Raw genomic sequence first — 12,102 nt, forward strand, 5'->3', positions numbered from 1 at the left:
CCTCCTCGAGGAGCTCCGGGGCGGGCGCGGCCCGTTGCTCCGCGTCCGTCGTCACCGTCTCCGTGCTCATCCGCTCCTCGTCCCGCTGCCTCGTCCGGCCCTGCCCCGCCCGGCCCTGCCCCGTCCGGCCCTGCCTCGTCCGGCCCTGCCTCGTCCGGCCCTGCGATGGCGCACCGGGCGCGTCAGCCGTCGTGGTCGTCGTCGTGCCCGTGGCCGTGCTCGTGGTCCTCGTGGTCCTCGTCGAAGTCCGCGACCCCCCGCTTCCAGTAGCCGGTCACGTCGCTGTCTTCCGGACCGAGCCCGAGGTCGTTCTTCACCCAGCGCCGCAACGGTTTCAGCGTCGTCGCCTCGCCCGCGAGCCACACGTAGAGCCGCTCGCCGTCCGGGACCGGGACCGCCCGCACCGCTCGTTCGAGCAGGTCGGACCGCCCGGCCGGGACGTCGCCGCGGTGCAGCCACCGCACCTCGACGTCCTCGGGGCCGGCGAGCGGGATCTCCTCGGCCGCGTCGCGGACCTCGACGAACGCCCAGCCGGCCGCCGTGCGCGGCAGCTCCTCGAGCCACCGCGCGATCGCCGGGAGCGCCGTGATGTCTCCGGCGAGCAGGTAGCGGTCGTAGGCGTGCGGGACGATCAGGCCGCCGGGCGGGCCGGCGACGTGGATCCGCTCCCCCGGCCGCACGGCCTCCGCCCAGTCCGAGCCCAGCCCGCCGGGGTGGAGCGCGATGTCGATGTCGATCTCGCCGGCCTCGGCGTCGTAGCGGCGGACCGTGTACTCGCGGGAGACCGGGAAGGGCCGCGGCCAGTCGAGCATCACGCCGTTCTCCACCGGGAGGCGCAGCGTGCCGTCCGCGTCGGGGAAGATCAGCTTGACGTGCTCGTCGGGCGAGTGGCTCTCGAACCCGGCGTGCCCCTCGCCGCCGAGGGTCACGCGGACCAGCCCGGCGCCGATCCGCTGCCTCCCGCGGACCTCCATCTCCCGGATCCGGATCGGGTACGGCACCTTGGCCGCCACGGTGCCCGCCCGGACCTCGGCGAGCCGCTCGCGGTGCCGGGTGCGGTCGTCGACCCGCCTCATGCGCTGCCCATTGCCTCGCGCAGCGACCGCGGGCGAAGGTCCCGCCAGTGCTCCTCGACGTAGGCCAGGCAGGCCTCGCGCCCGTCGGGCCCGAACACCGACCGCCACCCCGCGGGGATCTCGGCGAAGTCCGGCCAGAGCGAGTGCTGCTCCTCGTCGTTGACGAGCACCCGGAAGGTGCCCTCGGCGTCGTCGAACGGGTTGGTGCTCACGCGTTCCCTCCGATCAGCTTCTCGATCACCACTGTCCAGTGGCCCAGCTCGGGCTGCTCGGCGAGGTCGGGGAACTCCAGGTCGGTGGCGCCGGCCTCGCGCCACTTCTCCACCAGCGACATCAGCCGCACCGAGTCGAGGCCGCGGTCGAGGAGGTCCTCGTCCGGGTCGATCTCGGCCGGGTCGCAGGCCAGCAGCTCGGCGACGTCGGCACGGAGGCGGTCGGCGGAAAGGGTGCTCATCGGGCGGCTCCGGCGGGGACGGCGGCCAGCGCGGCGAGCACGTCGGCCGTGGTGGTCAGGGCCCCGCAGCGCTGCGCGACGTACTCGCAGGCCTGGTCGTGCCGCGCGCGGGAGAAGTCGGCGACGCCGTCGGCCACCAGGAAGGGGGCGACGTCGCGCATGAAGGCCTCCAGCGCCGTGGCCTGGCAGCCGATGTGCGCGTAGATGCCGGTGATCAGCAGCTGGTCGCGGCCGGCGGCGGCGAGCAGCTCGGCGAAGTCGCTGCGCTGGAAGGCGCTGTAGCGCCACTTGGTCAGGACGGTGTCGCCCGGCGCGGGCGCCAGCTCGTCGACGACCTCCTCGGCCCGCGGGTCGGCGTCGATGACCGCGCCGATGCCGTCGCCCCAGAACTCGGTGAGCAGGCCGCGGTCCGCGGCGGCCTGCCGCCCCGGCTGCGCGGTGTAGAAGACCGGGACGCCGCGCTCGCGGCAGGCCCCGATCAGTGCGCGGATGTGCGTGGTGACCTCCGGGACCGGGGCACCGGCGTAGGGCGCCAGGAAGTAGCGCTGCATGTCGTGGACGAGCAGCCCGAACCGGTCGGGGTCGGGCCGCCAGTCGACGCGCCCGGCGGGCAGCTCGGCCGCGCCGGGCAGCGCGTAGGACGGGATGCTGGGCAGGGACACGGTGCTCACCCCTTCTGGTCGGATGCGAGCGCGGCCAGCGCCGACAGCGCCGCCCGCAGCTCGCGCTTGCTGGTCTTGCCGACCCCCGTGACCGGGAAGGCCGGCACGATCTCCACGAGGTCCGGCACCTTGAACGCCGCGATCCCGCGCTGCCGCACGAACTTCCGCAGCTCCGGCGCCGTCGGCGCGGCGCCCTCGGCGGGTACCACGTAGGCGCAGGTCCGCTCGCCGAGGTACTGGTCGGCCACGGCGACGACGGCCGCGTCGAGCACCCCGGGGTGGGCCATCAGGTGGTCCTCGACCTCCTCGGCCGCGACCTTCTCCCCGCCCCGGTTGATCTGCTCCTTGGCCCGCCCGACGACCTCGATGTGCCCGGAGGGGTTGCGGCGCACCAGGTCCCCGGTGCGGTAGAAGCCGTCCGCGGTGAAGGCCGTCGCGTTGTGCGCGCCGGCGCGGTAGTACCCGCGTATGGTGTACGGGCCCCGGGTGAGCAGGGCCCCGGTCTCTCCCGGCGGCACCTCGCGGTCCTGCTCGTCGACCACCCGGATCTCGTCGTCGAGCGAGATCGGCCGGCCCTGGGTGCCGAGGACGAGCTCCTCGGGGTCGTCGAGCCGGGTGTAGTTGACCAGGCCCTCGGCCATGCCGAAGACCTGCTGCAGCGTGCAGCCCAGCGCCGGGCCGATCCGGGCCGCGAGCTCGCGCCCGCACTTGGCCCCGCCGACGAGCAGGACCTCCAACGACGACAGGTCGCGGGTGGTCCGCGCGGCCGCCTGGACCCACGCCGCGGCCAGCGGCGGGACCACGCCGGTGATCGTCACGCGCTCGCGCTCGATCAGCCGGAAGGCGGTGTCGGCGTCGGGCCGCGGGGACAGCACCGAGGCTGCGCCCGCGTGCAGCGCGCCGAGCACGCCCGGCGAGCTGAGCGGGTAGTTGTGCGCCACCGGGAGCGCCGCGAGGTACACGCTGTCCGGCCGGAGCCGGCAGATCCGGGCGCTCTCCCGGACGCTGTAGAGGTAGTCGTCGTGGGTGCGCGGGATGAGCTTCGGCAGGCCCGTGCTGCCCCCGCTGAGCTGCAGGAACGCGACGCCCTCCGGGTCCGGGTCCGGCAGCTCGCGCGGGGCGGTGCCCGCCAGCTCGGCCCACTCGGGGGTGTCGAGCACCAGCACGTGCTCCAGCGACGGCACCCCGTCGGCCACCGCGCGGGCCGTGCTGGCGTGGTCGTGCCGCTCGTGCACCCCGACCGTCACGATCGCGGCGGCCTCGGCCTGGGTGGCGAAGTGCCGCAGCTCGGAGTCGCGGTGGGCGGGCAGGGCGAACACCGGCCACGCGCCGGCCCGCCACAGCCCGAAGATCACCGCGAGGAAGTCCGGCACGTTCGGCAGCTGCACGACGACCCGGTCGCCGGGGCGGACCCCCCGCGCGACGAGCCCGGCGGCGATCCGGTGGGCGCGGTCGTCGAGCTCCGCGAACGTCCACCGCGTCTCGTCGCCGACGACCGCGGTCCGCCCGGCGTACGCCGCGGTGAGGGAGGTGAGCAGCGACCCGAAGGTCTGCCCGCGCCAGTACCCGGCCGCGCGGTAGTGCGCCGCGACCTCCGGGGGCCAGGGCGTGTGGTCGAGATCCGGGAGGGTCATTCGTCCTCCATCCCGATGGCGCGCAACAGGGTCCGGAACTTGGCGCTGGTCTCGGCGAGCTCGGCTGCGGGCTGCGAGCCCTCGACGATCCCGGCTCCGGCGAAGAGCCGGACGGTCCGCTCGCTGACCTCGGCGCTGCGGATCGTGACGACCCACTCGCCGTCGCCGTCCGGGCCGGTCCAGCCGACGAGGCCGGTGAAGTAGCCGCGGTCGACCGGCTCGAGGTCGGCGATCACCGCGCGGGCCTCCGGTACCGGCACCCCGCACACCGCGGGCGTGGGGTGCAGGGCCTCGGCGAGGGCGAGCGACGACACCGCGGGACCGTCGGAGAGCCGGCCGGTGATCCGGCTCGACAGGTGCCACATGGTGGGCGTGCCGACGACCTCGGGCTCGGCCGGCACGTGCAGGTCGCTGCAGAACCGGCCGAGCACCTCGCCGACCTGCGCGGCGACCAGGGCGTGCTCGCGGCGGTCCTTGTCCGAGGTGCGCAGCGCGGCGACCCGGCGGCGGTTCTCGGCCTCGGCCTCGGCCGAGGTCCCGGGCACGCGCGGCAGCGATCCGGCCAGCGGGTTGGCGACGACCTCGCTCCCCCGCCGGGACACCAGCAGCTCCGGGCTGGCCCCGACCAGGGTGCGGGTGGCCGGGTCGCCGGGCGCGGTGACGTCGACGGCGAAGGCGTGCGCGGTCGGGTTGGCGCGGGCCAGCCGCCGTAACAGTGCGGGGACCGGCACCTCCTGCCGCGCGGTCAGCTCCAGGCAGCGGGCCAGGACGACCTTGCGCAGCCCGCCGTCGTCGATCAGGGCGAGGGCGCGCCGGACGCCGGCCTCGTACTCCTCCGGCGCGGGCCGCTGGCGCACCGCCCAGCCCTGCAGCGACTCGGCCGGCCCCGGCTCGGCCGGCGGGGCCGCGCCGAGCGGGTCCGCCCGCCGCACCACGGCCGGCACGACGAGGCACGACTCGGCGTCCGGGCCGAAGCCCAGGGCGCCGACGACGAGCGGGTCGCGCACGCCCGCCGCGCGCGCGGCCTCGAGGGCTTCGGCGACCGCCGTCGCGCGCGGCCCGGATCCCGTGGGGACGGTGGCGTGCACACCGTCGGCCAGCAGGGCACCGCGGGTCGAGGAGTAGAAGAACGACCCCGGCAGGTAGGCGGCGAGGAGGTCGGACGCGCGGTGCCGGGGCGCCGGGCGCGGCGGCCGTTCCAGAGCCGGTGTGGTCACGGTGGGTTCCTCTCGTGGGGGAGGCGAGGAGGACAGGGGGGCTCGACCCGGGTCGGTCGTCAGGTGCCGAGGGTGGCGCCCCCGTCGACGGTGAGGGACTGCATCGTCACGTGGCGGGAGGCGTCGCTCGCCAGGAAGAGGACGACGTCGGCGACGTCGGCGGGATCGGCGATGCGCTGCAACGGGATCCCGAGGCGGTACTCGGCGGGGGTGCCGGCGATCACGCGGTCCTTGGTGGACTCGTCCGTGGGGTCCGCCCACATCCCGCGCAGCATCGGGGTGTCCGTGGAGCCCGGACAGACGACGTTGCACCGCACGTGCGGGGCCAGCTCGAGGCCGAGCGCCCGGGTGAGCGCGGCCGCGGCGGCCTTGGAGGCGGAGTAGGCGGCCATGCCGGTGCGCGGGGTGACCGCGGCGTTCGAGGCGACCGTGACGATCGAGCCCGCGCGCCGGGCGAGCATCCGGCGGCCGACGGCCCGCCCGGTGTTCCACACGCCGGTGGTGTTCACGGCGAGGCTCTCGGCGAGCGCGGTGTCCGGCAGGTCGAGGACGCCGCCGGTCCGCAGCACGCCGGCGACGTTGGCCAGCGCGGCGATCGGACCGACCTCGGCCTCGGCGCGGTCGACCGCGGCCTCGACGGCGGCCGGGTCGGTGACGTCGGCGACGAGCGCGAGCGCGGTGCCGCCGTCGGCGCGCAGCGTCTCCGCGGTGGCCTCCACGCCCGCGTCGCGGTCGAGCAGCGCGACCGGGGTGCCGGCGCGGGCGAACGCGGCCGCGACCGCGGCCCCGATCCCCTGCGCCGCACCGGTGACGAACGCGGTTCCGGTCATGCCGACACCTCCGGATCGACCGTCTGGGGGTCGTCGGTGACCCGCCACAGCGAGCCGAGGACGCCGACCAGCAGCGCGGCGAGCACCACGCCGCCCAGGCCGTAGACGAACAGTGCGGTGTCGGGGGCGAACCAGCGACCGAGCAGACCGGCGAGGATCGAGCCCACGGACGTCCCGACGACGACCTGGGCCTGCCAGAGGCTGGAGATCCGGCCGCGCAGCTCGTCGGGCGTGTTCTGCTGCAGCACCGCGAAGCGCAGGATGTCGGTGAGTGCGCGGCCGAGCCCGTGCCCGGCGAGCGCGAGGAACGCGACAGCAGCACCAGCGGCGCCGCCGGCCACTCCGAGCACCGCGATCCCGGCGCTCATCAGGGCCACGGAGGCGAGCAGCGCGATCCCGCTGCGCCGCACGCGGCCGGTCCAGCCGCTGGTCAGCGAGCCGAGCACCGCGCCGACGGCCGGCGCGCCGTACAGCAGGCCGAGCACCTCCGGCCCGGCGCCGAGGGTCTGGTCCACGTAGGCGGGCAGCAGCACGGTGGGCCCGCTGACCAGCATGGTCAGCAGCCCGACGACGAGCACCGCCCGCACGACCCGGTGCCCGGCGGCGTACCGCAGGCCGGTCACGAGGGCCCGCAGCGGCTGCTCGTGGGTCTCCCCCGGCGCCGGCGACCGCCCGATGCCGCGGATGAGGCCGACCGTCAGCACGGTCGCCGCCGCGGCCACGAAGTAGGTGGTGGCGATCCCGCCGGACGCGATGATCACACCGGCGACCGCCGGGGACGCGACGGTCCCGAGGTCGGTGGTGAGCGCGGTGAGCGCCCCGGCCGCGGCGAGCTTGTCCCGCGGCACGATCGTGGGGATGACGGCCATCAGGGCGGTGCCGCTGAGGCCGCCCGCGAGCCCGTCGACCGCGGAGGCCACGTAGACCACCGCGAGCGACGGGTCGGGGAGGAGCGCGTTGACCCCGAGGACGAGGAACGCGAGGCCGGCGGCGGACCGGGCCAGCTGGATGGTCCGCCGCCGCTCGAACCGGTCGACCAGCACGCCGCCGCCGATGCTGCCCACGAACAGGCCCACGCCCATCGTGGTCGCGACGCCGGCGACGTGCAGCGAGGACCCGGTGAGCGCGTAGGTCTGCGCCGGGACGGCCACGACGAGCAGCCCGATCCCGAGCAGCGACACCAGCCGCGCGGCGAACGCGAACCGGAACGGCCGGCTCGTCCGCAGCGGCGAGGTGTCGATCACCAGCCCACCGAGTCTCATGGGTCAGAACTCCTGGTCGATCACGGTCAGGGTGTTCGTGGCGCCGTCGAGGTCCGGGCGGTAGCTGGTGGCCGGGAGCTCGTGCACCGTGCCGGCCCGGAAGGCCGGCAGCGCGGCGTAGAGCGGGTCCTGCTTCAGCTCCTCGACGGTGCGGCCGGACAGGTTGATCACGAACGCCTGCGGGGCGTCGGCGACCTTGCCCAGCAGCTCCGGGCTCACCTCGAACGAGTCGCCGCTGCCGTAGAGCTGCGGGTTGCCGGCCTTGGCCAGCACGCCGTCCATGGTGAAGCCCAGCGCGGTGAGCTGCTGGGGCAGCGCCGCGGTCTCCGGGATCAGGTACGGCTTCTGGTTGGGCAGCGACAGCAGGATCGCGAACGGCTCGGCCGGGACCTGGATGGCGCCCTTGACCTGGTCGAGCTTGTCGTCGTAGCCCCGGATCAGGGCGTCGACGCGGTCCCCGCGGCCCGCGGCGTCGGCCACCAGCCGCAGCTGGTCCTCCCAGCCGGTGACCGTCGTCGGGACGAGGACGGTCGGGGCGATCGCCTTGAGCTTGTCGTAGTTCTCCTTGGCCTGCACCGCGGTGATGCCCTGGCCACCGCCGATGATCAGGTCCGGCCGCGCGGCGGCGACGGCCTCGATGTTGAGCTGCTCGCCGGCGGGGAGCGCCTCGGTGCTCGCCGCCCGGGCCTTGTCCGCCCACGCCGGCGGGAAGCCGCCGTCGAGGTCGGTCACGCCGAGGACCCGGGTGTCCGTGGCGACGACGGGGGCGTCGACGGCGTACAGGTAGCCCCCGAACCCGCCCGACAGGTTGACGATGCGTTGCGCCTGGGCGGGCACCTCGACCGGGCCCTGCTCGGTCTGGATGGTGCGCGGGCCCGCGGGGGCGGGGTCCGCCGACTCCGTCGGGGTGGACGAGCAGCCGGCGAGCGCGAGCAGCGCGGCGGCGGCCACTGCGACCGTGACTCCCCAGCGTCGGGGCGTCCGGGACAGCCTGGACATCGGTCCGTTCGGTCCTCTCATCAGGGCGACCCGGGGGTCGCCGGATCGGCGCCGACCCGGGTGGTCGGCGCGGTGTCACCGGTCGTGCCGTCGTCCGGTGACGACAGCGCGGCCGCGATCAGGGGCCCGACGCGGGCCCATCCGGCCGGGGACACCAGCCCGGCGTGGTCCAGCGGGACGGGGTGCACGGTGAGTGCGCCGCTGCCGGGCATGCCCCGCCATGCCGCGGCGAGCGGACCCGGGTCCGCGGGATCGGTGGTCGCCGAGGCCCCGGCTCCTCCGGTGGCCTCGACGAGGGTGACCGGGCCGCCGTAGCGCGCCGGCCGGGATGCCGCACCGAGGCGCAGGCAGGTCGTGGTGGCCGCGCGGACCGCGGACCGGAGGTCCTCCCCGGCCTCGGCGGGCAGTTCGGCCTCCGGCCCCGCGTCGTCCGCATATCCCTTGCCCGGCGGGCGGCTGTCGAGCAGCCCGGTGAAGGCGACCCGCTCCCCCGCCGCTTCCAGCTGCGCGGCCATCGCGTGGGCGAGGGCGCCGCCGAACGAGTAGCCGAGCAGGTGGTAGGGGCCGGCGGGCTGGATCTCCCGGACCGTGGCGACGTACCGCGCGGCCAGCTCGTCGACCGTGCGCTCGGGGAGATCCGCCCCGGACAGGCTGGGCAGCTGCAGGCCCAGCACCGGCCGGTCGCTGCGCAGGTGCGGGACGAGGCCGGCGAAGGGCCAGGCGAAGCCGCCCGCCGGGTGGACGCAGAAGAGCGGGTCCCGGTCCCCGCCGCATCGCAGGGTCAGGACGTGCTCCCGGCCCAGCGGTGCGTCGGTGCCGGTGCTCAGCAGGGCCGCGAGCTCGGCGACCGTCGGGTGCGCCATCAGCGCCCCGACGCCGACCGCCTCGCCCAGGTCCCGCTCGATCGCGCCGGCCAGCCGCATCGCGGTGAGCGAGTCGCCGCCGAGGTCGAAGAAGGACTCCTCGGGGTCGACGGTGCCCTCGCCCAGGCCGAGGACCTCGCCGACGAGCCGGCACAGCGCCCGCTCGCGGTCGTCCTTCGGCGCGCGGGCGGCAGTCCGGGGCGGCGGTGCGGGCAGGGCCGCACGGTCGAGCTTCCCGTTGGGCGTCAACGGCATCGACGCGACCGACACGACGTCGGACGGCACGAGGTGGCCGGGCAGGGTCTCCCGCAGGGCGGCCCGGAGGTCCCCCACGGGATCGCCGATCACGTACCCGACGAGCCGGCCGTCCTTCACCGCGGCCGCGGCCCGGGTCACGCCCGCGCACCGCGCCAGCGCGGCCTCGACCTCGCCGAGCTCGATACGGAAGCCGCGGACCTTGACCTGGCCGTCCGTGCGGCCGAGGTACTGCAGCCCCCCGTCGGGACGCCGGCGCACCAGGTCTCCGGTGCGGTACATGCGGGTGCCGCTCCCGTACGGATCCGCCACGAAGGACGCGGCGGTGAGCCCCGGCCGGCCGAGGTAGCCGTGTGCGATGCCGTCGCCGGACATGTACAGCTCGCCGACCCCGCCCACCGGCACCTCGCGCAGCCCGCTGTCCAGGACGCGGGCGCGCGCGTTGCGGACCGGACGGCCCAGGCACGGCGTGGCGCTGCCCTGCACGGGCGAGCCCATGGCGTTGATCGTGAACTCGGTGGGGCCGTAGAGGTCGTAGCCGTCGACGCCGTCCTGCTCGCGCAGCCGGGTCCACAGCTCCGGCGGCACCGCCTCCCCGCCGAGCATGACCAGCGCGGGATGCCGCTCGCCGTCGAGCAGGCCGCCGGCGAGGAGCTCGCGGGCGTAGGACGGGGTCACGTTGACCACGTCGATGCCGACCTCGCGGTAGTGCCGCACGAGCGACGCCGGATCCAGCCGCGCCTGCTCGTCGATCACGTGCACCTCGTGCCCCGCGAGCAGCCAGAACAGCTCCTCCCAGGACATGTCGAAGGAGAAGGAGACGGTGTGCGCGATCCGCAGCCGCCCCCGGCCCGAGGAAGCACGGGCCGTCGGCGCGAAGATCTCGGCGACGTGGTTGTGGTACATCGCGGTGAGCCCGCGGTGCCCCACGACGACGCCCTTCGGCCGGCCCGTCGAGCCGGACGTGTAGATCACGTACGCCGGCTGGTCCGGGTGCGTCGGCCCGGGCACCTCGCGGTCCGGGGCCGGGACCTCGCCGTCGAGGACGGCGGCGACCTCCTCCAGCAGGACCTCGGGCACCCCGGCGGTCCCGCTCTCCGCCCGCGTCGTGACGACGAGCACGGCGCCGGCGTCGCCCACCAGCTCGGCCCGGCGCGCGGCCGGGTCGGCCAGGTTGAGCGGCAGGTAGGCCGCCCCGGTCCGCATCACCGCGAAGATCGCGACGACGTGGTCGGCGGTGCGCGGCAGGGCGAGCGCGACGGTCTCCCCCGGTCCGGCCCCGCGGTCGGCGAGCACCTGCGCGAGCCGGGTGACCCGTTCGTCCATCTCGCGCGCGGTGTGCCGGGTGTCGCCGAACACGAGCGCGGTGGCGTCCGGGGTCGCGGCGGCCCGCTCGCGGAGCAGCGCGTCGACGCTGCCGCCCGGCTCGCCCGGCACCGGCACGGCCACCCGCGGCGGCGCGAACTCGACCGGCGTGCCGGCGGGTGGGACCGCGGTGCCGGCGACCCGGGCCTCCGGGTCGGTCAGCGTGCGGAGCACGGCGACCAGGCGGTCCAGGTGGGCGGCCGCGTCGGCCGCGGGCACGAGGTCCGGGCGGGACTCGATCGCGATCGCCAGCGCCTCGCCGTCGTCGCCGGCGGCCGGGTCGACGTCGAGGGTCAGGGCGTAGTGCGTGCCGTCGACGGCTTCCACCGTGCTGATCCCGTGCCGTTCCAGCACCTCGCGGCGCTGCGCGGAGTTCCGCGGGGCGTTGCGGAAGACGTAGAGCGTGTCGAACAGCGTCGGGTGGCCCGCGGCCCGCTGCAGCCGGCCCAGGCCCAGGTGGTGGTGGGCGGTGAGCCGACCGTGCTCGGCGAACACCCGCCGCAGCACGTCCGCGACCCGCTCGCCGGGCCGCACGGTCAGCCGCACCGGCACGGTGTTGAGCAGCAGCCCGACCATCCGGTCGGCGTCGTCGACCTCCGCGGGCCGCCCCGCCACGGTCGCCCCGAACACGACGTCGTCGACGCCGGTGGCGCCGCGCAGCGCCAGGCCCCAGGCGGTCGCGATCACCGTCGAGCGGGTCACGCCGAGCCGCGCGGCCAGGACCCAGAGCGCCGCGGTGGTGTCCGGGTCGATCTCGACGTGGCGGCGGACCGGGAGCGGAGCACGCTCCACGGCTGCGGCCCGCCGCTCCCCCGCGACCAGGGTCGGCTGCGCGAGGCCGGCGAGATAGGCCCGCCACACCTCCTCCGCCGCCGGCCGGTCCGCGGCCGAGGCCCAGTCCAGGTAGTCCCGGAAGTCCGCCGGGTCGGGCAGGTCCCGGCCCTCGTACAGGGCGAACAGCTCGCCCAGCAGCACGGTGATCGACCAGGCGTCCACCAGCAGGTGGTGCTGGGTGAACACCAGCCGGGCCCGCCCGTCGGGCAGGTGCACCAGCAGCATCCGCACCAGCGGCGGCTCGGCCAGGTCGAAGCCCGCGGCGAACTCGCGCTCGTCGAGGCCCTCCAGCTCGGCCTCGTCCGCGAGGTGGACCTCGCGGAAGGGCATCGGCACCTCGGGCCCGACGACCTGGACCGGCTCGGTCCGGCCGGCGTGCGTGAAGCCGGCGCGCAGGTTGGGGTAGCGCCGCAGCAGGGCGTCGCCCGCGGCCCGCAGCCGCGCCACGTCCGGCGTTCGCGCGAAGTCGAACCGCTGCTGCACCAGGTAGACGTCCGTGCCCGACGCGTCGAGCGTCGACTGGAAGTACATGCCCTCCTGCAGCGGCCCGAGCGGCATTGCGGTTCGGCGGCGATCGCGACGGACATGCCGAGGCCGTGTGTGGTGGCGGCGAGAACCCACGGCGAAGCCGACGCGTGCCCGTAAGCGCGG

At 76.0% G+C, this 12,102-nt stretch carries 10 protein-coding genes; all 10 read right to left on the reverse strand.

Annotated elements, in window-relative coordinates:
• Positions 1 to 182: 182 nt before the first annotated feature.
• From AB0B41_RS26895 to AB0B41_RS26940, 10 genes are read right to left on the reverse strand one after another with little or no spacing between them, the layout of a single operon-like run.
• Positions 183 to 1,076 carry a siderophore-interacting protein gene (locus AB0B41_RS26895; RefSeq protein ID WP_358208074.1) on the reverse strand — a complete coding sequence of 298 codons (894 nt, stop codon included), beginning with the start codon at positions 1,074 to 1,076 and terminating at the stop codon, positions 183 to 185.
• Positions 1,073 to 1,288 carry an MbtH family protein gene (locus tag AB0B41_RS26900; RefSeq protein ID WP_358208076.1) on the reverse strand — a complete coding sequence of 72 codons (216 nt, stop codon included), beginning with the start codon at positions 1,286 to 1,288 and terminating at the stop codon, positions 1,073 to 1,075. The genes AB0B41_RS26895 and AB0B41_RS26900 overlap by 4 nt, the downstream gene beginning before the upstream one ends.
• Positions 1,285 to 1,530 carry a phosphopantetheine-binding protein gene (locus tag AB0B41_RS26905; protein WP_358208078.1) on the reverse strand — a complete coding sequence of 82 codons (246 nt, stop codon included), beginning with the start codon at positions 1,528 to 1,530 and terminating at the stop codon, positions 1,285 to 1,287. Before AB0B41_RS26905 ends, AB0B41_RS26900 begins: the two co-directional genes overlap by 4 nt.
• Complete coding sequence (locus tag AB0B41_RS26910) at positions 1,527 to 2,192, reverse strand: isochorismatase family protein (RefSeq protein WP_358208134.1); 666 nt, start codon at positions 2,190 to 2,192, stop codon at positions 1,527 to 1,529. The genes AB0B41_RS26905 and AB0B41_RS26910 overlap by 4 nt, the downstream gene beginning before the upstream one ends.
• A gap of 5 nt (positions 2,193 to 2,197) precedes the next feature.
• Positions 2,198 to 3,826 (reverse strand): AMP-binding protein, encoded by a 1,629-nt coding sequence (locus AB0B41_RS26915; protein ID WP_358208080.1) that lies wholly within the window; start codon positions 3,824 to 3,826, stop codon positions 2,198 to 2,200.
• On the reverse strand, positions 3,823 to 5,043 hold the full coding sequence (locus AB0B41_RS26920; RefSeq protein ID WP_358208082.1) for an isochorismate synthase: 1,221 nt from the start codon (positions 5,041 to 5,043) through the stop codon (positions 3,823 to 3,825). Before AB0B41_RS26920 ends, AB0B41_RS26915 begins: the two co-directional genes overlap by 4 nt.
• Before the next feature lie 59 nt (positions 5,044 to 5,102).
• On the reverse strand, positions 5,103 to 5,873 hold the full coding sequence (locus tag AB0B41_RS26925; protein ID WP_358208084.1) for a 2,3-dihydro-2,3-dihydroxybenzoate dehydrogenase: 771 nt from the start codon (positions 5,871 to 5,873) through the stop codon (positions 5,103 to 5,105).
• Positions 5,870 to 7,135, reverse strand: coding sequence for an enterobactin transporter EntS (gene entS, locus AB0B41_RS26930; protein ID WP_358208086.1), 1,266 nt, complete (start codon positions 7,133 to 7,135; stop codon positions 5,870 to 5,872). Before entS ends, AB0B41_RS26925 begins: the two co-directional genes overlap by 4 nt.
• 3 nt (positions 7,136 to 7,138) lie before the next feature.
• Positions 7,139 to 8,134, reverse strand: coding sequence for an ABC transporter substrate-binding protein (locus AB0B41_RS26935; RefSeq protein ID WP_358208088.1), 996 nt, complete (start codon positions 8,132 to 8,134; stop codon positions 7,139 to 7,141).
• 20 nt (positions 8,135 to 8,154) lie between these two features.
• Positions 8,155 to 12,009 (reverse strand): amino acid adenylation domain-containing protein, encoded by a 3,855-nt coding sequence (locus AB0B41_RS26940; protein WP_358208090.1) that lies wholly within the window; start codon positions 12,007 to 12,009, stop codon positions 8,155 to 8,157.
• Positions 12,010 to 12,102: the final 93 nt, after the last annotated feature.

This window comes from Pseudonocardia sp. NPDC049154, assembly GCF_040648315.1.
In the GTDB taxonomy this organism is placed as follows: domain Bacteria; phylum Actinomycetota; class Actinomycetes; order Mycobacteriales; family Pseudonocardiaceae; genus Pseudonocardia.